This is a genomic window from Haloarcula nitratireducens, assembly GCF_019599505.1.
On record NZ_RKLT01000002.1, the window covers coordinates 65,279 to 84,937 of the forward strand.

21 protein-coding genes and 1 tRNA gene are annotated in these 19,659 nt (G+C 64.4%); 10 read left to right on the forward strand and 12 right to left on the reverse strand.

Annotated features, from left to right (window positions below; translation table 11 throughout):
* Positions 1–69 precede the first annotated feature (69 nt).
* Positions 70–261 (reverse strand): DUF7550 family protein, encoded by a 192-nt coding sequence (locus EGH23_RS06970; protein ID WP_220579299.1) that lies wholly within the window; start codon positions 259–261, stop codon positions 70–72.
* 105 nt (positions 262–366) lie between these two features.
* On the opposite strand from EGH23_RS06970, the gene hisF reads away from it, so the two are divergent.
* Positions 367–1,182: an imidazole glycerol phosphate synthase subunit HisF gene (gene hisF, locus EGH23_RS06975; protein ID WP_220579300.1), complete on the forward strand. Its 816-nt coding sequence runs from the start codon at positions 367–369 to the stop codon at positions 1,180–1,182.
* Between the two features lie 104 nt (positions 1,183–1,286).
* Entirely contained in the window at positions 1,287–2,129 is an 843-nt protein-coding gene (locus EGH23_RS06980) for a zinc ribbon-containing protein (protein ID WP_220579301.1), read from the forward strand.
* A gap of 27 nt (positions 2,130–2,156) precedes the next feature.
* Here the strand turns inward: EGH23_RS06980 and EGH23_RS06985 are convergent, their stop codons facing one another.
* The 3 genes from EGH23_RS06985 to EGH23_RS06995 all read right to left on the reverse strand — a co-directional run bounded on the left by EGH23_RS06985 (position 2,157) and on the right by EGH23_RS06995 (position 4,710).
* Positions 2,157–2,441 carry a DNA-directed RNA polymerase subunit L gene (locus EGH23_RS06985; RefSeq protein WP_220579302.1) on the reverse strand — a complete coding sequence of 95 codons (285 nt, stop codon included), beginning with the start codon at positions 2,439–2,441 and terminating at the stop codon, positions 2,157–2,159.
* A 605-nt stretch (positions 2,442–3,046) separates the two neighbouring features.
* Entirely contained in the window at positions 3,047–3,337 is a 291-nt protein-coding gene (locus tag EGH23_RS06990; protein WP_220579303.1) for a DUF7410 domain-containing protein, read from the reverse strand.
* Positions 3,334–4,710 (reverse strand): hypothetical protein, encoded by a 1,377-nt coding sequence (locus EGH23_RS06995; RefSeq protein WP_236044703.1) that lies wholly within the window; start codon positions 4,708–4,710, stop codon positions 3,334–3,336. Before EGH23_RS06995 ends, EGH23_RS06990 begins: the two co-directional genes overlap by 4 nt.
* 103 nt (positions 4,711–4,813) lie before the next feature.
* Here EGH23_RS06995 and EGH23_RS07000 point away from each other — a divergent pair, with 103 nt between their 5' ends.
* The 3 genes from EGH23_RS07000 (at position 4,814) to EGH23_RS07010 (ending at position 7,062) form a co-directional block, all read left to right on the forward strand.
* Positions 4,814–5,677, forward strand: a complete 864-nt coding sequence (locus EGH23_RS07000; RefSeq protein ID WP_220579304.1) for a cytochrome c oxidase subunit 3 — start codon at positions 4,814–4,816, stop codon at positions 5,675–5,677.
* Between the two features lie 31 nt (positions 5,678–5,708).
* A complete protein-coding gene (locus EGH23_RS07005) occupies positions 5,709–5,951 on the forward strand; it encodes a DUF7385 family protein (protein ID WP_220579305.1) in 243 nt (80 codons plus the stop codon).
* Positions 5,952–6,021: 70 nt separating this feature from the next.
* Positions 6,022–7,062: an NAD(P)-dependent alcohol dehydrogenase gene (locus EGH23_RS07010; RefSeq protein WP_220579306.1), complete on the forward strand. Its 1,041-nt coding sequence runs from the start codon at positions 6,022–6,024 to the stop codon at positions 7,060–7,062.
* A gap of 11 nt (positions 7,063–7,073) precedes the next feature.
* On the opposite strand, the gene EGH23_RS07015 is transcribed toward EGH23_RS07010, so the two are convergent.
* Positions 7,074–7,376: a DUF7562 family protein gene (locus EGH23_RS07015; protein ID WP_220579307.1), complete on the reverse strand. Its 303-nt coding sequence runs from the start codon at positions 7,374–7,376 to the stop codon at positions 7,074–7,076.
* 259 nt (positions 7,377–7,635) lie between these two features.
* Here EGH23_RS07015 and EGH23_RS07020 point away from each other — a divergent pair, with 259 nt between their 5' ends.
* Together EGH23_RS07020 and EGH23_RS07025 are read left to right on the forward strand one after the other, a co-directional pair.
* Positions 7,636–8,532, forward strand: coding sequence for a DUF6920 family protein (locus EGH23_RS07020; protein ID WP_220579308.1), 897 nt, complete (start codon positions 7,636–7,638; stop codon positions 8,530–8,532).
* A 120-nt stretch (positions 8,533–8,652) separates the two neighbouring features.
* Positions 8,653–9,327 carry a DUF4382 domain-containing protein gene (locus EGH23_RS07025; RefSeq protein ID WP_220579309.1) on the forward strand — a complete coding sequence of 225 codons (675 nt, stop codon included), beginning with the start codon at positions 8,653–8,655 and terminating at the stop codon, positions 9,325–9,327.
* A gap of 307 nt (positions 9,328–9,634) precedes the next feature.
* Here EGH23_RS07025 and EGH23_RS07030 read toward each other — a convergent pair.
* Positions 9,635–9,708 (reverse strand) — tRNA-Thr (locus tag EGH23_RS07030).
* Between the two features lie 179 nt (positions 9,709–9,887).
* Entirely contained in the window at positions 9,888–10,868 is a 981-nt protein-coding gene (locus EGH23_RS07035; RefSeq protein ID WP_220579310.1) for a class I SAM-dependent methyltransferase, read from the reverse strand.
* Between the two features lie 75 nt (positions 10,869–10,943).
* Between EGH23_RS07035 and dph5 the strand changes: the two genes are divergently transcribed.
* A complete protein-coding gene (gene dph5, locus EGH23_RS07040) occupies positions 10,944–11,714 on the forward strand; it encodes a diphthine synthase (RefSeq protein ID WP_220579311.1) in 771 nt (256 codons plus the stop codon).
* On the opposite strand, the gene artA is transcribed toward dph5, so the two are convergent.
* From artA to EGH23_RS07065, 5 genes are all read right to left on the reverse strand, one after another.
* Complete coding sequence (gene artA, locus EGH23_RS07045) at positions 11,711–12,715, reverse strand: archaeosortase A (protein WP_220579312.1); 1,005 nt, start codon at positions 12,713–12,715, stop codon at positions 11,711–11,713. The genes dph5 and artA overlap by 4 nt on opposite strands.
* 141 nt (positions 12,716–12,856) lie before the next feature.
* A complete protein-coding gene (locus EGH23_RS07050; protein WP_220579313.1) occupies positions 12,857–15,052 on the reverse strand; it encodes a DUF7827 domain-containing protein in 2,196 nt (731 codons plus the stop codon).
* Positions 15,053–15,403: 351 nt separating this feature from the next.
* The gene (locus EGH23_RS07055) at positions 15,404–16,156 is read right to left on the reverse strand and encodes a VOC family protein (RefSeq protein WP_220579314.1); all 753 of its coding nucleotides are present in this window, start codon (positions 16,154–16,156) and stop codon (positions 15,404–15,406) included.
* 55 nt (positions 16,157–16,211) lie between these two features.
* Positions 16,212–16,670: a TIGR04206 family protein gene (locus EGH23_RS07060; protein WP_483867103.1), complete on the reverse strand. Its 459-nt coding sequence runs from the start codon at positions 16,668–16,670 to the stop codon at positions 16,212–16,214.
* A gap of 578 nt (positions 16,671–17,248) precedes the next feature.
* On the reverse strand, positions 17,249–18,358 hold the full coding sequence (locus tag EGH23_RS07065; RefSeq protein ID WP_220579316.1) for an OBG GTPase family GTP-binding protein: 1,110 nt from the start codon (positions 18,356–18,358) through the stop codon (positions 17,249–17,251).
* A 214-nt stretch (positions 18,359–18,572) separates the two neighbouring features.
* Between EGH23_RS07065 and EGH23_RS07070 the strand changes: the two genes are divergently transcribed.
* Positions 18,573–18,773 (forward strand): VNG_1110C family protein, encoded by a 201-nt coding sequence (locus EGH23_RS07070; protein ID WP_162319110.1) that lies wholly within the window; start codon positions 18,573–18,575, stop codon positions 18,771–18,773.
* 287 nt (positions 18,774–19,060) lie between these two features.
* Positions 19,061–19,534 carry a DUF7992 family protein gene (locus EGH23_RS07075; protein ID WP_220579317.1) on the forward strand — a complete coding sequence of 158 codons (474 nt, stop codon included), beginning with the start codon at positions 19,061–19,063 and terminating at the stop codon, positions 19,532–19,534.
* Positions 19,535–19,659 lie beyond the last annotated feature (125 nt).

The following is a 19,659-nucleotide window of genomic DNA, read 5'->3' on the forward strand; positions in this document are numbered from 1 at the left end:
CGAAAACAAAGCCCATCGTTTCTACAGGCGGAGCAGGCCGAGTGCCTCGGGGCTTGACCCCGAAGCGGTTCACACGAGCGCCAGCGCGATACCGAACGTGAGAACCAGGCCGACGAGCGTGACGGCGATGCCCTGCCCGACCTGCCCCATCGTGAACGGGCTCTGCGGCGAAGTGGAGCGCAGCGGGGCCTGTTTGTCCGGTAATTCGACGTTCTCGGGGTCGTAGTTCGGACGGTTTTCCTCGGCGTGTTCGTCTGCCATATTCGCGTCTACCGAGAGCGGACACCTGTAGCTGTCGGATTCCGCTGCGGGTATCGCGCCAGCCGAAACGGTCAAACGGCCCTGCGGCGAACGCCCGGGTATCGAATGACGCTCACGAAACGCATCATCCCCTGTATCGACGTCGACGTCGACGAGAACGGGGACGCCGCCGTCTACACCGGCGTCAACTTCGAGGACTTAGAGTACACCGGCGACCCGGTGGAGATGGCGAAGGCCTACAACGAGTCGGGGGCCGACGAGTTCGTCTTCCTGGACATCACCGCCTCCGCCGACGGCCGCGAGACGATGCTAGAGACCGTCTCGTCGGTGGCCGACGAGGTGTTCATCCCGCTGACCGTCGGCGGCGGCATCCGCACCCGCGAGGACATCAAAGAGACGCTCCGGGCGGGCGCGGACAAGGTCTCGATCAACTCGGGTGCTATCGCGGAACCGGACCTCATCGGCGAGGGCGCGGCGGCCTTCGGCAGCCAGTGCATCGTCATCTCGCTCGACGCCCGTCGGCGCTTCGACGAGGAGGGCGAACACTACGCGACAGTCGACGGCGAGTCCTGCTGGTTCGAGTGTACGGTCAAGGGCGGCCGCGAGGGCACCGGACTCGACGCCGTCGAGTGGGCGATGGAAGCAGAAGAGCGCGGTGCGGGCGAGATCTTCGTCAACTCCATCGATGCCGACGGCACCAAGGACGGTTACGACATCCCGCTGATGAAGTCGGTCTGCGACGCCGTCTCGACGCCCGTCATCGCCTCCTCCGGATGTGGCAGTCCCGCCGACATGGAAGAGGTGTTCGTCGAGGCCGGTGCCGACGCCGGGCTGGCGGCCTCTATCTTCCACTTCGGTGAGTACTCCATCGAAGAGACCAAGCAGTATCTCGATAGCAAGGGCATTCCGGTACGGTTGTGAGACGCTCGAGCGCGACCCTCGACGGATAGGGACCGACCGCACCGAAAGCGCCCGGAGAACCGCGTCCGCGCACTCTTTGTAGCTCGGTCACCTAGGGTAACCCAATGGAATGGCGGTGTAAGTGGTGCGGGAAACCACACGAGGAGAACGACCCGCCCTGCGACAACTGCGGCCACGGCACCTTCGAGCGGGCGGTCGAACAGGTCAGCCACGAAGTGGTCGAGGGCGGGCCGGTGTGGGTGTGTCAGAACTGCGGCCGCGAGCATCAGAAACACTCTCCGCCCTGCAGTCGCTGCGGCGGCTCCGACTTCGAGCGCCGCGTCGGCCCGCCCGAAACCGACCCGCTGGACGAGATCGGCACCGGCTGGCTGGACGTCCTGGAAACGAAGTACGTCCTCGGCTACGCCGCCGTCGCCGTCGTCTTGGGGGTCATCCTCCTCGGCGTCCTCGGCGTCGTCTCCCTGCCCACTCTCGGCGGCTCCTCGGGACCGCCCGAGATCCCGAGCGCGCCCGGCAGCGCCGACACCGCCGACGGTCTCTCGCTGGCCGCCGTCGAGGACGCCTACGTCGACGCGCTGAACGACCGCCGGGCGAACGCGGGCGCGAGTGCGCTGACCCGCAACGAGACGGCCGACGCCGCGGCGGCCTACTACAACAAGGCCCTCGTCGACGCCCGCGTCGGCGACGGCTCCGGCCCCGACCGCGAGGCCATAGCGGGATTCGGACTCGCCTGCGAACGACCGTCCATCGTCGCCTATCAGGTGGCCTACGAGCGGACCGGTCGGTCGGTGGGCGACTTCGAGAACGAGAGCGCGCTGGCGGCCTCGCTGGTCGATAGCTACGTCGAGCGCGGGACGCCGTTCCGTACCGCCGAGGCGGGCACCGTCGGCGTCGACGTCCACGTCGCGCCGGGCGGCACCGTCTTCGTCACGTACGTCGTCTGCTGAAAAGACGCTCGCGTCGGCCGGTACGCTCTATGCCGCCGATTCGAACGCCGCGGTGAAGTCGTCGGCCTTCTCGATGACGCGGTCGGTGCCGTCCTCTAAGGCGTCCAGTGCGTCGACCGCCTCCTCGGTCTTGACGGTCAGGACCGGGTCGGTCTGGCCGCCGGACTGCTCGGGGTTCACGTCGTAGGTCGCCGCGGTGACGCCCTCGGTCTCCAGCAGTGCGCCCTTGATGACGTTCATGAACGTGTGGTCTTCGCCCGCGATCTCGAGAGAGAGCTCCGTGTCAGATTTGTCGATGACGCGCAGGTCCATACCCCTCAGTGTGCGTCTCCGACCCATCAACGTGTCGCTTCTAGCTTCTGTTTCGCGTGGTTCTGGTTCGTGGAGCGCTGCACTTCGACGGAGGGACGTGTCCTCGAAAGCCCTCGACCGCTCGCGGGCGCTGTGCGGGATATTCTCGCTTCGCTCGAATAGTGCCCGCGCAGCGCCCGCCACCGGTCTCGCCCTTTCAGTCCGCCGAGGAAACCGCTACAGCAGGCCTGCCCTTCCCCGCCTTCGCGCGATGAAACGCGCTCTCGGCCCGGCGCGCGCTGTCGCTCGCTCCGCCGAGCGACGAAACTGTGCGAGGGATGACGGAGCGACCAACGGGAGCGACAGAGTCGGTTGGGGAGGCATGTGGCGGTATTGTGGTGCTGTCCTCGGTGGATTGAAAGGGCGAGACCGGTGGCGGGCGCTGCGCGACCCCTATCCGAGCGTAGCGAGAATATCCCGCACAGCACCCGCGAGCGGTCGAGGGCTTTCGAGGACGTAGCGTTCCGTACGGAAACGAAATCTAGCGGGCGGTCGAGGGCTTTCGAGGTCACGTCGTGCGGTTCAGCGACTGCTAGCGAACTGGCGAGAGCACGTCGTTCAAACGCCTACACTAGAGCGTAGACCATGAGCAGACAGAAGTAGATCGCAACCAACACCGCGAGCGCCTGCAGGCGGAAGGTCCCGAGGTCGTCCGCCTCGTCCTCGTAGGCCTCCCGAAACGCCCGCACCTCCTCGTCGTCCAGTTCGGCTGGATGTTCCAGCCCGTAGTGGAGCGTGCGCCATTCCTCGCGGGCGAACGGGCGGCCGCAGTAGGCACAGTCGTAGGCGGGGGCGTCGGCGGGCACGTCGTACCTGTACTCGTAGTCGCGGTCGTCGTCGAAGCGTTCCGAGTTCATAGGTGAGGGAGGGGCACCTCCGGTTGGGAGACGACCCAGAGGCTGGTCATCGTGTAGAACACCATGACGGCGATGAAGGGGTACTGCGAGCGGATGGCCTGCAGGCGGCTGGGAAAGAGGTCGTAGGCGGCGGCGTGGGCCACCCAGATGGCGACGAGGTGGCCGACGATGACGGCGGCCAGCGAGAGGCCGCCGAACCAGCCCGGCAGTTGGTAGACGGGCACCGTCGCGGGGCTCGAAAGCGGCGAGAGGGCGGCCGTTCCGAGCGCCGGGGCGAGAAAGAGGAAGTAGCCGACGTAGTGCGCGAAGTGGTAGCCGGCGGCGATGGCCAACAGCGGTGGCGCGAACCGTTCGGCGAGTTCGGCGGGCGCGAGGTAGGTCTCGGCGACCCGCGTACTCGCTCGCACGGCGAGTCGATAGACGCCCAGAAAGAGCGCGAAGCCGACGAGCAGCGCGATCGGGTAGAGCAGATGCGGGGGGAGTCCGGCCGCGACCAGCGGCGTCGTCAGGTCGCGCCAGGCTGGCGTGGTCACGAGGCCGTCGTAGGTCGTCACCCAGAGCAAGGCGACGACGAAGGCGACCTCGTCGGCTCCGTCGACCAGCCGCGGCGTCGAGAGGTCCATCCCCGGCAGGCGCAACCGGAGTCCGTTCTCGTCGCGGCCGATCGGCGCGACGCGGCCGTAGTACCGGAAGACGCGCTCGACCGGGTCGGCCTCGGCGAACCACGTCTCGCGGCCGAAGACCACCGCGCCAGCGAGGGTCACGACCGAGTAGCCCAGCACCGCCGTCGCCAGCAGTTCGGCGTCGTCGGCCAGCGGGCTCACCACCTCCAGCCAGACGAGCGCGAGGAGGCCGACGACGCCGGGCCACGCGCCGAGTCGCTCGGGGTAGTCCCGGTCGAGCGAGGGGAGCGCCGCGGCGATGGTCGTCAGCGGGTTGAGGACGCGCCAGGCGTTCCCGATCAGATACGTCGTCATCGCCAGTCCGGCCCACCAGCCGACCCACACCAAGAGAATGGCGAGGTTGGTTCGGGGGGTATCGGGACCGACGAAGCCGACGACGAGGACGGCGGTCAGTCCCACCAGTCCGATGGCTCGACCCGCCAGCGTCGGTACGCGCGCCCCGCCGTCGAGGAGCGGGCGACCCCAGTCGTGGATGCGCTCGACGAACGAGCGGTCGGTGACGAAGGAGGCGAGCAGGAAGGACGCCCCCACGGCCGCCCCGCCGGTGGTGAGAAAGAGCCACGTCGGGATCGTCAGCGGTTCGCGCCCGCCGGCGGCCAGCGCGCCGCCGTGGGCGCTCGCGGTGCCGACGGCGACGAGCAGGCAAATCGTCCCCGCCAGCGTCCCCGCGGGGCGTCGGCGCGTTGTCATCGACGGCCCTAGGTCACTCGCTCCCGAGTAGCTTCCGACATCGGCGCGCGGCCCGCGCGAGTAATTGGATGGGCTTTTAGTAATCGCTCCATAAGAGGCCGGTATGAGTCTGCCGGAAGAACACACGGACAGCGGACACGGGGAGCACCACCTCCCGGCCACGGAGGACTGGCCCCACGGGTTCGGCGAGGCGAGTTGGTGGCCGTTCGTCACGGCCATCGGCGCGTCGGGCATCTACGTCGGCGCGGCGCTCTTCGTCCTCGCGCTGGGCGATTCGGGGCTCGTGAGCACGACCATCGGTGCCGCCGCCACCGTCGCCAGCGTCGGCCTGTTCCTGGTCGGGATCTACGGTTGGCTGTATCACGCCTTCGTCTCGAACTTCTGGGAGCGGGGGACTGACCACCACTCCGGGCGCACCCTGAAGTTCGCCATGCTGTTGTTCCTCGGCTCGGAAGTGGCGACGTTCGGCGCCGGCTTCGCCTACTACTTCTTCGTCCGGGGCTCCGACGTGTGGCTCGACGCCGCCATCCCCGAAGTGTGGGGATCGCTCGTCGTCGTCAACACCGTCATCCTGATCATCAGCTCGGTGACGCTGCACTACAGCCACGTCGCCCTGCTGAACGGCAAGCGCTCGCGGTTCCTCAAACTCCTCGGCGTGACGTTGCTGCTCGGCATCGTCTTCATCGCCGGGCAGGTCTACGAGTACTACGAGTTCATCGTTCACGAGGGCTTCAGTCTCGGCGAGGGAATCTACGGCTCCGCGTTCTACGGCCTGACCGGTCTGCACGGTCTCCACGTCACGATGGGTGCCGTTCTGCTCGGGATCGTCTTCGTCCGGGCGTACTACGGGCAGTACTCCCCCGAACGGCACACCTCCGTCTCGACGGCCTCGATGTACTGGCACTTCGTGGACGTCGTCTGGATCTTCCTCGTCGTCGTCCTCTACATGGGCGCGAACCTGGTCTAAGCCTTAAGCGACCCGCGGAACTCTCTGTTCTATGGAGCGACTCGACGTCAGCGGCGGCTTCGACGTCCACGACTACCGCCACGGTCTGAAGCTGCTCAAACAGGACCGCGGGTCGATGACCCTCGAGAATCGGAACGACTTCGCCTGTCCGGCCTGCGGCGACCCCTTCGACCGCCTGTTCGTCAGCGAGAATCGCACGAACACCTTCGGCGAGCCGAGCAGCCCGATCTGTCTCGTCCGGACCGACGAACAGTTGCTCTTGCTCACCCACTGACGACAACCGCGACGCATCGAGGAGTTGCCACGGCGGACGTTTTTGTTCGTGTGCTACGTACTGCCACGCGATGCACGCCGCCAGACTCCACGAGTACACCGACGACATGGCGAACGGACTCTCCATCGACGAAGTGGACGAACCGCAGGTATCCAACAGCGACGACGTGGTGGTCGAAGTCGAGGGGGCCGGCTGGTGCCAGACGGACAACCACATCATCGAAGGGATGTGGACCGACTACGTCGAGCAGACGCTCCCGATGACGCTGGGCCACGAGAACGCCGGGACGGTGGTCGCCGTCGGCGAGGAAGTGACACTGGTCTCGGAGGGCGATCAAGTGATCTGTCACCCGGTCCAGACCTGCGGGACGTGTCGGCCCTGTCGGCAGGGCGAGACGATGTACTGCGAGAACCAGTCGTTCAACGGCCTGACGACCGACGGCGGCTTCGCCGACGAGTTGCTCACGAACGAGCGGTCGGTCATTCCGCTCCCCGACGGCGTGGACCCGACGACCATCGCGCCCCACGCCGACGCCGGAATCACCGCCTATCACGCCGTCAAGAAGGCCGACGACGGTCTCAACCCCGGCGACACCGCCGTGGTCATCGGCGTCGGTGGGCTCGGTCACATCGGTCTCCAGTGTCTCGAAGCGATGAGCCCCGCCGACATCGTCGCCGTCGACCTCAAGGAGTCCGCGCGCGACCTCGCGTCGGACCTCGGCGCGCACTACACGCTCGACCCCGAAAGCGACGACGTGGCGAGCGAAATCGAGGACATCACCGACGGCGTCGGCGCGGCCCAGGTGCTGGATTTCGTCGGGGCCGACGAGACGACGCAACTGGCTCCCGACGTCTGTGCGGCCGGGGGCGACCACCACATCATCGGCTACGGCGGCCACATCCACGAACCAGCACAGGCGCTTGTCAATGGAGAGTTCTCGTTCGTCGGCAACATCGTCGGCCGCTACGCCGAACTCCAGGAACTGGTCGCGCTGGTCGAACGCGACGCCGTCGAGTTACACACGACCCAGTACGGCTTAGACGAGATCAACACCGTCGCCGAGAAACTGGAACACCGCGAGATCGACGGGCGGGCCGTCATCACGCCGTAGGTCGGCGTCGCTTAACCGCGGCGGTTCTCGGGGGGCGCGTCCTCCTTCGAGAGTGCACAGTACCGCCGCAGAAACGTCGCGCGGTCGACCGTGCCTGCGCCGGCCTCGACGAGTCGGTCCTCTAACCCCCGCCGCGGACTGTGAGAGCACTCACGGTAACACGGTTTGCAGAGGTATTCGAACTCCTTTTCCTCTCTGTCCCAGCGGTCGCCGTGCTTGTCGTACTCCCTGGCGTCGTCGCGCGAGACCGCCTCTCCGCAGGCGAGACAGACGACCGTCGAGTCCTCGCGGTGCCAGGCGTTCCGGTACGACACGTCAGCGACCTCCCCGGGACGCGGAACCGGTCGCCGAATCGATTCGTCGGTGGTGGAGTCGCCTCATGGCGTTCGTTCGACGATTCACGCCGGTAGCTACTCGCTCTACTGCGCCACCTGTGAGGGGCGTTTATCTACAGGCGGAGCAGGCCGAGTGCCTCGGGGCTTGACCCCGAGGCGGTTCACCGCTGATCGCCGGAGCGGCAGTCTCCGCGGCCGCCAGCCAGCTATTTTTGCCCGGACGACGTATCGGATCCCGATGTCGGACGAACCCTCCGCCTCGAAACGCGACCGCCGGCTCCCCGGTCTCTCCGCTCGAACCGCCCTCTACGGTTTTCTCGGCCTGTCGCTGGGAAGCGTCCTCGCGGGCAGGCGACGGACCGGACGCCAGCGCGCGCAGTTGGTCGAGGAGTTACAGGAAACTGCCAGCGAGCGACCAGTGGGGACCGTCACACCCGAAGACTACGCCGATCTTCCCGACCCGGTGCGTCGATACTTCGAGACGGTTCTCGAACCAGGTCAGTCCCACATCCGGACCGCGCGACTGAAACAACGCGGCGAGTTCCGCCTCGGCGACAGCGAGTCGGCGTGGCATCCGCTGCAAGCGACCCAACACTACGCGGTTTCGCCGCCGGGCTTCGTCTGGGACGCGACGATACGGCTGGGGTCGGTCCTCCCGACGCAGGTCGTCGATAGCTACGTCGACGGGATACCCACGCTCTCCGCTCGCCTGCTCTGGACGGTGCCGGTCGCCGACGCCGCCCCCACGCCGGAGCTGGCCGCGGGCGAACTGAGCCGCTATCTCGCCGAGGCCGTCTGGTTCCCCACCGCGCTCCTCCCGACGAACGGCGTCGAGTGGGAGCCGGTCGACGACGACGCCGCGCGGGCGACGCTCACTCACGGCGGGACGACGGTGTCGCTCGTTTTCCACTTCGACGAGGCGAATCTGGTCGACCGCGTCGTCGCCGAGAACCGGTTCCGCGCGGTCGGCGACGGCTTCGAACGGTCGAAATGGACCGGCCGCTTCGCGGACTACGAACGGCGGGACGGCATGCTCGTCCCGACGAGCGCCGAAGTCGAGTGGAACCTCCCGAGCGGCGATCTCCCGTACTGGCGCGGGCGTATCACCCGGTTCGAGTTCGACCTCGGCGAGTGAACGGCCGGGCCGATACCGAACGCGGATACGCTGACGCCGCCGAATGAACGGTCCTGAACCGATTGAAAGCCGGCGAACGGTCTGGGTGGTTTAGGGTATCGGGGTCGCTACGAGAGTCGTATGCCACGCCACTCACTCCGCGTCCTACTGATCGTCGGTGCGCTCCTCCTCGCCGGATGCGCCGGCGGTATCTCCGATTCGCCCGGTTCACCGACCGCCTCGGCGGACCGTTCCGGAACGTCGGGGACGACAACTACGACGACCGCGACCACCGGCGGCACAGTCGCGTTCTACGTCAGCGACGAGAAGAACGCTATCGGCGACTTCCGACACCTCAACGTGACGGTCTCGCGGGTCGGTTTCGAACGGACGGGGACGGGCGAAGAGAGCGGCGGCTGGGTCGAGTTCTCCGCCGGCAACACGACCCTCGACCTGACGACCCTTCAGGGGGAAAACGCCACGCTCGTCGACGCCTATAGGCTCCCGAACGCGACCTACGGGAAGGTCTTCGTCTACGTCAGCGAGGTGAACGCGACGCTCGAAGACGGCGAGCGCGTCCGCGTGAAACTCCCGAGCGAGAAACTGCAACTGAACGACGAGTTCACCGTCCGCGACGGCACCGAAGTGAACTTCGTCTTCGACATCTCGGTCGTGAAAGCCGGCAACAGCGGGAAGTACGTCCTCAAACCGGTCATCAGCGAGTCCGGGACCACGGTCCCGATCAACCCGACGGGGGCCGCCGAGACGCAGCCAGAGGCCCCTTCGAACGCGACGGCGGCTAACGACACCGCCTGACGGACCGACCACGACGGACGTGAACCGGACTCACGCAAAGTATATGTGTAAATAGAATTGATTGTGTCCTGATGGAACACGTTCAGTACGACTGTACGGACTGCGGCACCGAGTTGAGCTATCAGCGCACGAAACACACCGGCTGTTCGAACTGCGGCTTCCTGCCGCCTCACAGCGCGGACTGAGTCACATCGGTTGCGGTCGCAGAAGGCGATGAACCCTTTCTCCGAGAGATCGCAGCAGCAGAGGAGCGCCGCTTCACTTATTCAGATTCTCTACAGAACTTAGTATCATTCGAACGAAAGAGAGCCGGTGGAGGGATTTGAACCCTCGGCCTAATCCTTACGAAGGATTCGCTCTGCCAGTCTGAGCTACACCGGCGCGACAGACACACGACGACCGGTCTCGCGTGCCAACAGCACGTCGTCAGTGTGTCACTCGGCACTCGTACGTTGTGCCGATAGCCGCAATAAGGATTGCGAATCAACAGCGACGAGACACTGACTCACACGGTGGCGACGGCTCAACGGTGGGTTTTAGCCGATCGTTTGGCCTGCCACTCAACGGCGCAGTCGAACGTCCAGAACCACGTTCTGCTCGCCCGGCGCGTAGGACCGAACCGCTCGCCGGGTTTCGATAGTAACCTCGTACTCGGGTTCGGCGGCCGTCCGTATCGCTCGTTCGCCGGGCCCGTAGAGGTCGTCGTCGGACTGGATGTCGTAGTAGTGAAGCGTGCAGTCGTCCCCGACCAGCGAGACGGCCGTCTCGAGGAACTCGTCGGCGCTGTGCGGGAGGTTCATCACCACGCGGTCGGCCCATCCCTCGTAGTCGGCCGCTACCTCGCGGACGTCGCCGCAGATGGCGGTCACCCGGTCGGCGACGCCGTTTCGCTCGGCGTTCTCGCGGAGGTACTCGACGGCCGTCTCGTTGATGTCCGTCCCGACGCAGGTCGCGCCCGCCCTGGCGAACGGAATCACGAACGGGCCGACGCCCGCGAACATGTCGAAGGCCCGCTCGCCCGCCTCGACCTGTTCGACGACGCGGTGGCGTTCCGTCGCGAGCCGCGGCGAGAAGTACACTTCCGCGAGGTCGAGCGCGAACGTACAGCCGTACTCCCGATGGACGACTTCGGTGGTGTCCCCGGCGAGCACCTCCCAGTCCCGGACGCGCGTCTCGCCTTTGATCTTCGAGGCGCGGTTCAACACGCCCTCGACTGGCAAATCGGAAGCGACGATCGCGTCGGCGATCTCCCTCGCACGCTCCGGGTCGTCCTCGTCGACGATGACGATGTCGCCGATCCGCTCGTAGCTCGGGTCGAACCCGAGGCGGTCGGCAGGCATCGTCTGTGACTCGCGGACGGGCGCGTCGAACTCCACGACGTCGAACTCGTCGGGGACGGCCGCCGGATCCGTGACCGGGATGTAAAGCGACCCGTCCTCGACCGTGATGTCGTGACCGTCGTCGACGAGGTCGGCTTCCGCGAGTCGCGTGCGGGTCGCCTCGCCGTCCTCGCGGGCGACGCGAACGCTTGGAACGCCCATACCACCTCTCCCCCGGCGCGGGCGGTAAGCCTGACGCTTCGCGCCCTTTATCTCCGCCGCCGTCCCACGATGGGTATGCTCACCTTCGTCGGTCTCGGTCTCTACGACGAGCGGTCGGTCACCATCGCCGGACGCGACGCCATTCGGGAAGCGGACCGCGTGTTCGCGGAGTTCTACACGAGCCGCCTCGTCGGCACCGACCTCGAATCGCTCGAAGCCTTCCACGAGACGGACATTGAGGTCCGCGACCGCGCCGGTATCGAACGGGACCCCGAGCCGATCCTCGACGCCGCAGAGCGCGAGGACGTGGCGTTTCTGACCGCCGGCGACACGATGGTCTCGACGACGCACACGGACCTCCGTCTGCGCGCCGAAGAGCGCGGCATCGAGACGCACGTCGTCCACGGCACGACCGCACAGACCGCCGCGGCATCGCTGACCGGGTTGCAGAACTACCGCTTCGGGAAGGCGACGACGCTCCCCTTCGAACGCGCTCACGGCGGTGATGGCGTCCCAGACAGCGTCGTCCGAGTCATCGAGGACAACCGCTCGCGCGACCTCCACACCCTCGTCTACCTCGATATCAAGGTCGACGACCCGCACTGGGACGACGGCGACGATACGTACATGACCGCCGACCGCGCCGCGACGCTGCTCGCCGAGGAGTTCCCGGAGACGCTCGCCGTCGTCGTCGCCCGCGCTGGGAGTCCGAATCCGGTCGTCGCCGCCGGGACGCTCTCCGAACTCGCGGAGCGTTCTTTCGGCGACCCCCTCCATCTGCTCGTGATCCCGGGCGAACTCCATCCGGTAGAGGAAGAGACGCTCGACGCGATCGCCGACGCTTAGTCGTCGCTCGGCCGGGTCACGGCCTCACCGGGCTCCCGCTCGATGTCGAACGCGCTCGAGAGGTCGTACTCCGTCCCGGTCACGAGATACAGCAGGTCCTCGACGAGGACGGTTATCTCCGGCAGCTCGCGGACGAGGAACCACGTGATGACGACGAGCGCGACGACCGAGCCGAACTGCGCCAGCATGCGGTCGGCGATGTAGTACGACACCATCCGCGGGTCGCTCAGGCCGAACAGCGACATGATCGTCCCCTCGAACCACTGCATCCGCTGCTGGCCGAACATGATCGCGATGAAGACGTTCCGAAACAGGTTCAGGACGTAGATGAGCGAGGCGGTCAGCGCCAGCGCCCGCAGCTTTCGCCGCCACGGCGCGGACACCGCGAGGATGCCGCCCGCGAAGATGGAGATGCTCCCCATCCCCGTACACGCCAGCAGGATGTTGTACGTGATGGGACCGGCCTCGTGGTCGAACCAGAACGTGCTCTCGTAGGGGTACTGCTTCGTCGCGATCTCGATGCCGTTGTGCGAGTAGCCGTCGACGACCAGCGGGTCCGCGCCGGTCAGGGAGATCAGGAACGCCGTCTGGTCGGTGACGACCTCGACCAGCCACTGTCTGAGCGGCCCGATGGTGAGGAATGGGACGTAGACGATGCCCATCACGCCGATGGCGCGCGTCAGCGCGAACAGCGAGTCGCGGCCGTTCCAGAGGAGATAGCCCGCGTACAGCGAGAGCGGGACCGCCGCGAGGCTCCCGATGCCCTCGACGACGCTCTTCTGTGTTAGCGTGAAGTGCGGGATGAGCACCAGCCAGAACAGCGCGAACAGCCCCCAGCCGGCGACCGCGACGCGACGCGCCCACGCTTCATCGTACCTGACGAGCGCGGCGCTGCCGAGAAACGCCGACAGTACCAGCCACATCAGCGGTTCCGACCACACGAGCGGGTCGAAGGACAGCCCGCCGAACGTCACGGTAGACTGCAAGAGCGGAGGCCTCATTCGTGCCTACGTTGGCCAATCCGGCCTATATGCTTTGTCGTTGTGCCGACGCGTGCGGATCGAAGCCACTCGCGATGGAGCTATCGCTACTCGGAGTAGCGCGCCAAAGAAAGGGCGAAAGTCAGGGACGGGAAGTTCCCGTTAGTTGTCGCGGCGGACTGCGAGCAGCGCAGCGGCGACGAGCGCGACGAGAGCGACGATGGCCGTGAAGCCGGGGCCGTCACCGGACGTCGGCGTCTCGGTGCCAGCTGCCGGGGTGTCGCCACCCTCGGTCGGGCTCATGCCGCCTTCAGTCGGCGATGCGCCACCCTCGGTCGCGGTCTCGGTCATGCCGGTTTCGGTCTCGGTCATGTCCGTACCGGTCTCGGTCTCGGTGCCGGGGGTCGGCGTGGCGGTACCGTTGTCCGAGTCGTTGGTGGCTTCCACGATGGAGCCGTCGACCTCGTCGCCGAGGTTGTCACCGCTGATTCGGGTCTGTGCGGTGAAGTTCGCGCCGGGGCTGTAGTCGCTGAAGTCCGCGGTAGCCGTGTAGCTACCGTTTGCGCCAACGTAGGTCGTCGGCTGGACCAGGAACGGGCTACCGGACGTCGTGCTGCGCATCCGGACGGTCAGTTCCGTGCCGGGTGCAACGTTCGTCTGACCGGTAACCTGCTGGTCGTCAGCGGCTTCGACGGTGATGTCCTCACCGTCGTTCAGCGTCGCGTCGCGGTCTTCGATGGTGAAAGAGTCACTGACTGAGACGTTATCCTCACTCAGGTCAGTGGTGTCCAGCATCGTGAAGTTAGCTTCGTACTCGTCACCATCGTCGTGGTTGAACTCGTTAGTGATTGCCGTACTATCGATAACAACGAAGTGCGTGTCGTTTGCTTCGTCGTAGATGACATCACTAGAGACGCTCGCAACGGACACGGAGGCAGAGTCCGAGTTCGGGTTCGCTGCGGCGGCCTCGATCTCGTGTTCGAAGGCAGTACCGCTCAGGTTCGCGTAGGAGTCTGCTTCGACAGCACCTTCCAGACCGGAGGCCTGGACCTGAATGACTGCGACGTCTTCCTCGGCAATCGTGTCAGTTTGCGTCAGGTTGTTGCTCTCAACGAGGCTATAGACATCAGCGGCGTCAGCATCGCTGAGGTCGTTGTTGAGTGAGTCTTCAGGAGCAGTCCAGACCTGCAGGCCGTCGGTGGACCGTTCGGTCAGCGAGAGCGTCGCGAAGGACTGCTCATCCTCGATGGTACCGGTTGTGCTGTTGTAGGCGTCGGAACTCTGCGAACCAGCAGCAGCCAGGATGTCGTAGTCAGTGGCTGCGAGGACGTCGCCACCGGCGGATTTGTTGGTGACGTCGGTGAAGTCGCCACCCTGGGAGAGAGCGTCAACGTTGTCGTCGCTGTCAGCAGGGGAGACGACATCGTCCCCAGCAACAGCACCAGCGAGGAAGCTGTTGAACTCGACGGTAACCTCGCCGTCGTCGTTACCGTCCTCGACCTCCGCGGTGAGGTAGTACCCGTCGTCAGACTCGTCACCGATCTGCACGAGCGCAGTGTCGGTGTTCTCGAGCTGGACGGTCACTTCGGCGACGTCACCGCGCTGCTCCTCGACGACAGACTGTGCGAAGCCTGCGTTCTCGTCGTCCGTGCTGACCACTTCGATGGTGTCAGCGTCGGACGCGTCAGCGTCGGTCACGTTCGTCTCAAATGTGTAGTTGCCAGTGTCGACGTTTGTGAAGTCAAGTTCCCACGTGGCTTCAGCGTTGTCGATGGTGATCCGTTCTTCCTCGGTGTCAACGTTACTGACGTTGTTCTCACCGAAGATGCTCTCAAGCTCTTCGGCGTCGAGACCCTCAGCGGAAACGTTCACGTCGTAGTCGTTCCGAACGTCGGAGGCGATCTCAAAGTCCACGTTGGCACTGTCACCGCTGGTGCCAGCCGTGTCGTCGTCGAACTCAGCGGTGAGGTCCTGTGCGACGACCTCGAACTGGTCATTGGCCGCAGAGGCGTTACCATCACCGTAAAGGTCGATAACATTCTGGTTGTCTGCTCGGACGATGACAAAGGAACCCTCACTCAGACGACCGTCAGTGTCGAAGGTAACCTCATTATTCTGAGGCGTGAGGGTACGAGCGAGTGATCCGACGTTATTGTCTTCGTCAACGGTACGAACTTGGTAGTCAATGTTGTTACTGGGCAAGTCTTCCACCGTGACTTCCTGACCGCTGTAGAAAGTCGAGGAGGAAATGTTCGCTGCCGCAGCGCCCCCGGTGAACGCGACGGTCCCGGCGAATACGCCGAAGACCATCAGCGCTGTCAGGAACAGGCTGCGGATTTTTTCGTTTGTATCTGTCATAGTTTGTAGGTTTGCTATCGGGCGGCGTCAGCCGTTTTCCACTTGGTCGGTGCGCGGTCCACGTGACCGCGCATAGACCGAACCCGTGTACTCACTTCTGTCGCCTTGGGTAGGGGTACGCTTCTAACCAAAGCGGGACATTATAAATGTTTTGTGGTCAGATATGCGGGATGAGAGAACATATCATGCCGGTTTTCGACCGATACAGGCGATATCGTGGGATTATAAGCACTTTGTGGTTCGTTTCAAAATCTCGTCATACGTCCGTCAGACGCGGCGTCGAAAGCGGGATGAACTGACGAGAGAGTGGCGAGAAAAAGTGGGCTCTGTCTGTCGAACTGCGAGTTTCGGCTAGTTGGTGACGATCTCTATCTCGTGACCGTCGGCGTCTTTCGTGAAGGCGTAGCGGTCGTCACAGCTCTCGGGGTCGCGGTAGTCTTCGGCACCGCGCGTCAGCAGTTCGTCCCACGTCTCGTGGAGGTCGTCGGTGTTGACGGCGACGTGTCCCCACGCGTCGCCCAGCTCGTAGGACCGGTCGTCGTAGTTGTAGGTGAGTTCGACCGACATCGCCTCGTCGGCCGCGTCTCTCGGCTTGAGGAAGTACAGCGAGAAACTGTCGTGTTCCGAGCGGCGGAACATCTCGTAGTCCAGCTTGCGGGTGTACCAGCCGATCGCCTCGTCGGCGTCCTCGACGCGGAGCATCGTGTGGTCGAGCGACCACTTCGCGCCGTGGTCCCGCTCGACGATCTCGATCTCGTGGCCGTCGGGGTCGGTGACGAAGGCATACGAGCCGCCACAGGAGTCGGGGTCGCGGTAGTCCTCGACGCCGGCGTCCATCAGTTCCTCGTAGGCGTCGTAGACGTCTTCGACGCGGACGGCGATGTGGCCCCACGAATCCCCCATCGTGTACGCGCGCCCGTCGTGATTGTACGTCAGTTCGAGCAGTGCCCCCTCGTCGTGGACGTCTTCCGGGCCGAGGAAGACGTTCGTGAACGTGTCGGCCTCCCAGCGGCTCTTCTCCTCGTAGTCGAGATAGGTTTGGTACCAGTCTATGGACGCCTCCAAGTCTTCGACGCGCATCATCGTGTGGTCGAGTGTCAGCATACTCTGCGAGTGGGCCGGACGAGCGAAAAGAGTACCGCACGCGGCGAGCGACGGGTTACTCTGTCGCGGGCTCTCCGTCCGCCGAGAATCCGAGCAACGGCCAGTAGTACCACCACGCCACGCCCAACAGGACGACCGTTCCGACGGGGAGCGCGACGTACCCGATTCGTCGGCTGAACCCGAGGACGACCCCGATCTGTGAGAGCGCCGCGCCGACGAGCGAGAGCGCCGTGATGCGGGGGTCCTCTCGCCAGACGGCTCCCGAGAGCGCGCTGGCGAGGGCGAGCAGGTACAACAGCACGCCGGTGCCCCACGACTCGATGAATCGGGGCAGCCGCCGCGTGAACCGGAAGAAATAGTCGTATATCGGGAGCAGTTCCGGCGGGCTCGTCGTGAAGAGACCGAACGTGAACAGTATCGTCAGCTCGCCGCCGACGAACAGGACGGTCCACGGCACGAGGCCGGCGACGACCACTGCGAAAAGTCGACGACGAGGGCCAGCGACCATATGCATATCCGAGCCCTGAGAGAGGGAAAGGTGCTTTGTTCGCGTACGTGCGCGATTCAGAATCCCCTATAGTAACGGGAGTGACCCACCTATCGCAGGAGAGAGGTCACGACTCCCTTTCGTCGACCAACCTTGGCCGGACGCCCCGCCAATAGGAATTAGACTGACAGTCAGAGTACCTATGCGCCGCTGAAACCACGAATATGTGATCGCGTCTCATGGGGATTCAAGAAGCGATAACGCCCCCTCAGGCCGCCTATAGAAGGCTTTTCTGCGTATCGAGTCTCCGTCGTTCGACCGCCGAGTATGTCTGATATCGCACTACTTTCAGTGAAGACGAGTCCAAGGTTGGCACCGTCTCCCGGTTTCGCTAACCTTGGAACTACTCCGGGAATTGACTAGATCTGGGTGCGCTATCGGAGGGGCATACAGACGCTCGGTAGCGGCCAGTCTACGCGAGGGTGTTCCCACATTCCGTCTCATCGCACGTCATCGTCTTCTAAGGAGAGTTCTTGTCCAAATACGCCTCACTAGCGGAGGGAGACGGTAACGTTGGACAGGAAGGCAAAAGCAAAGTGCGGTCGCTACTTTCGAGCGACGATGCGCAGGACGTCCTCGTCGGCCAGTTCGTGGTCGCGGCCGACCTGTTGTTCGTCGTGTTTCGCGCTCGGACCGGAGACGCGGGCGAAGCGGAACCGCTCGTCGAAGCTCCCGCCCAGTTTCTCGCAGGCGTCGTCGACCGTATCGCCTCGCCGGAGGATGAGCGGTTCCTCTCTATCGACGCCTCGCCCCGGCTTGTCCATGTAGATCCGGATGAGCCCGAGTTCCTGCCAGATCCGCTCGGTCAGCCCGTCGAGACCCTTCTCCTCTTCGGCGCTGATGAAGATGGCCTCCTCGGGGTCGATGTCTCGCTCTTCTAGCTCTTCGTTTACCGTCGAGAGGTAGTCCGGCTCGATGAGGTCGGCTTTGTTGATGGTGACGATGGAGGGGACGTACTCGCGGTTGTCCATCACGCCGTCGATGAGGCGGTCTATGTCGACCTGTTCGCCGACGGTGACGTTCGCGTTGACGTAGCCGTGTTCGCGGAGGACGCTCTTTATCGTCTCCTCGTCCAAGTCGAGATCGACGGAGCTGTTGACCGAGATGCCGTCTTTGGCCTTCTTCCGAATCGTCACGCGCGGTGGCTCGGTGTCGATGCGAATCTTGTTCTTGTACAGTTCCTCTCGCAGGCGGTCGTACTGCTCGATCTCGAAGACGGAGACGAGGAAGACGACGAGGTCGGCGGTGCGGACGACCGACAGCACCTCCTTCCCGCCACCGCGCCCGCCGGCCGCCCCTTCGATGAGCCCCGGAACGTCGAGAATCTGGATGTTCGCGCCTTTGTACTTCAGCATACCGGGGTGGACGTCGAGCGTCGTGAATTCGTAGGATCCGGTCTCGGACTCGGCGTTCGTCAGCGCGTTCAACAGCGTGGACTTCCCGACGCTCGGGAATCCGACCAGCGCGACGGTCGCGTCGCCGTGCTTTTCGACGGCGTAGCCGCCGCCACCGCCGGATCCGGACTGCTGTTCCAGTTTCTCTTTCTTCTCCGCGAGCTTCGACTTCAGTCGGCCGATATGGGCCTCTGTGGACTTGTTGTAGGGCGTACTGGCGATTTCTTCCTCGAGTTCCTGTATCTCCTCGTCGAGCCCCATCAGTTGTACGTCGGCCTCTCGCGCCGAATAAGACTTTCTTCCCTCGCCGAACGGAACCGACCAGTCGGGACCCGCTCACCGCGTGAAAGCCACAATATCGCGTTCGAGAATACTTCTGCGGAGAGCACAGTCGATAGCAACGGCTCGGACGCGTCGAACGCCTGTGCTAGAGATTTCGACACACCTATACGACTTCCGCGAACAGAAATCGATAATGGCGAGTGCTGACCGGTTCCGTGACAGCACGCAAATCCAGTTGCCAGTAGGAACACTAGAGGGTATTCGCGAAGAACTCGAGGACCGGTTCACGGTTACGATTCGCCGTGAAGGCGAGCACGTGCGAATTATCGGCTCTCCGGTGGAGATCAAAGACGCCGGTGACTTCCTGGCGATGAACGGCGTCACCTTCGCTTGAACCGTCTTGCTACGAGTGTTCACGGACCCTCATTCGCGAAAGCGGCCAGAAGTAGGCTCCTGACGGGTAATTCGAGAGAGCGACGCCTTCTCGCCGTCCTCTCACGGGCGGTTTCGCCGCCCGTTGAGGATTCCGTGGACTCGGCGAGTCCCACACTCGTTCCGAAGGGCGCTCTGCGTCTTTCGGACGACTTCGCTCTGACGGCGAATCTCTCTCGCGAGAGGCATCTCATTCGTCTGGTCGGGTAGCGCTATGGGCTTTATTGTGCTGTCAATGGAACTACCGGTATGGCACTCGATATAGAGGACCCGGAACCACCGGACCTGTCGAACCGAGGGACGCCGCGCGACTTTGAGTGGCAAGAAGAGACGCTCGGGTCAGAGGACTTCTACCGCGAGGACATCGAAGATTTGCTCCAAGAGGGCGCGTGGAAGGAGGGATTCGACGAGTGGGCCGAGTACACGAACCTCGACGAAGAGCACGTTCGAATCGTCAGCGACCTCGGCCTGTTCCGGGCGTTCGACTTCTACTGGGACCCGACCGAAGACCGCCTTCGCTTCGACACTCCAGTGATTCCGGACGACTGGCGGGAGCGAAACGCGACCGAGTCGCTCGATTCGAGCACGGTTTCGATGATCGACGGTGAGTTAGCTGATCTCGGCCAAGCGGTACGGGAGGTACTGGAGGACTACCTCGAACGGGACGACGAAGCCGCCGATTATGAGTGGGGCGAGGAAGCGTACGGAAAGCGAGGGGAGTAATTCCGCTCGTTATAGCTTGCTTGACGGCGTCCGAGAGGCGAGTTCCTCTGTCGACGCCACGAGACACGGATATCGCGCGATACTGCTACCAGACCGGAACGCTGCCAACGACGAATTAGCCCACC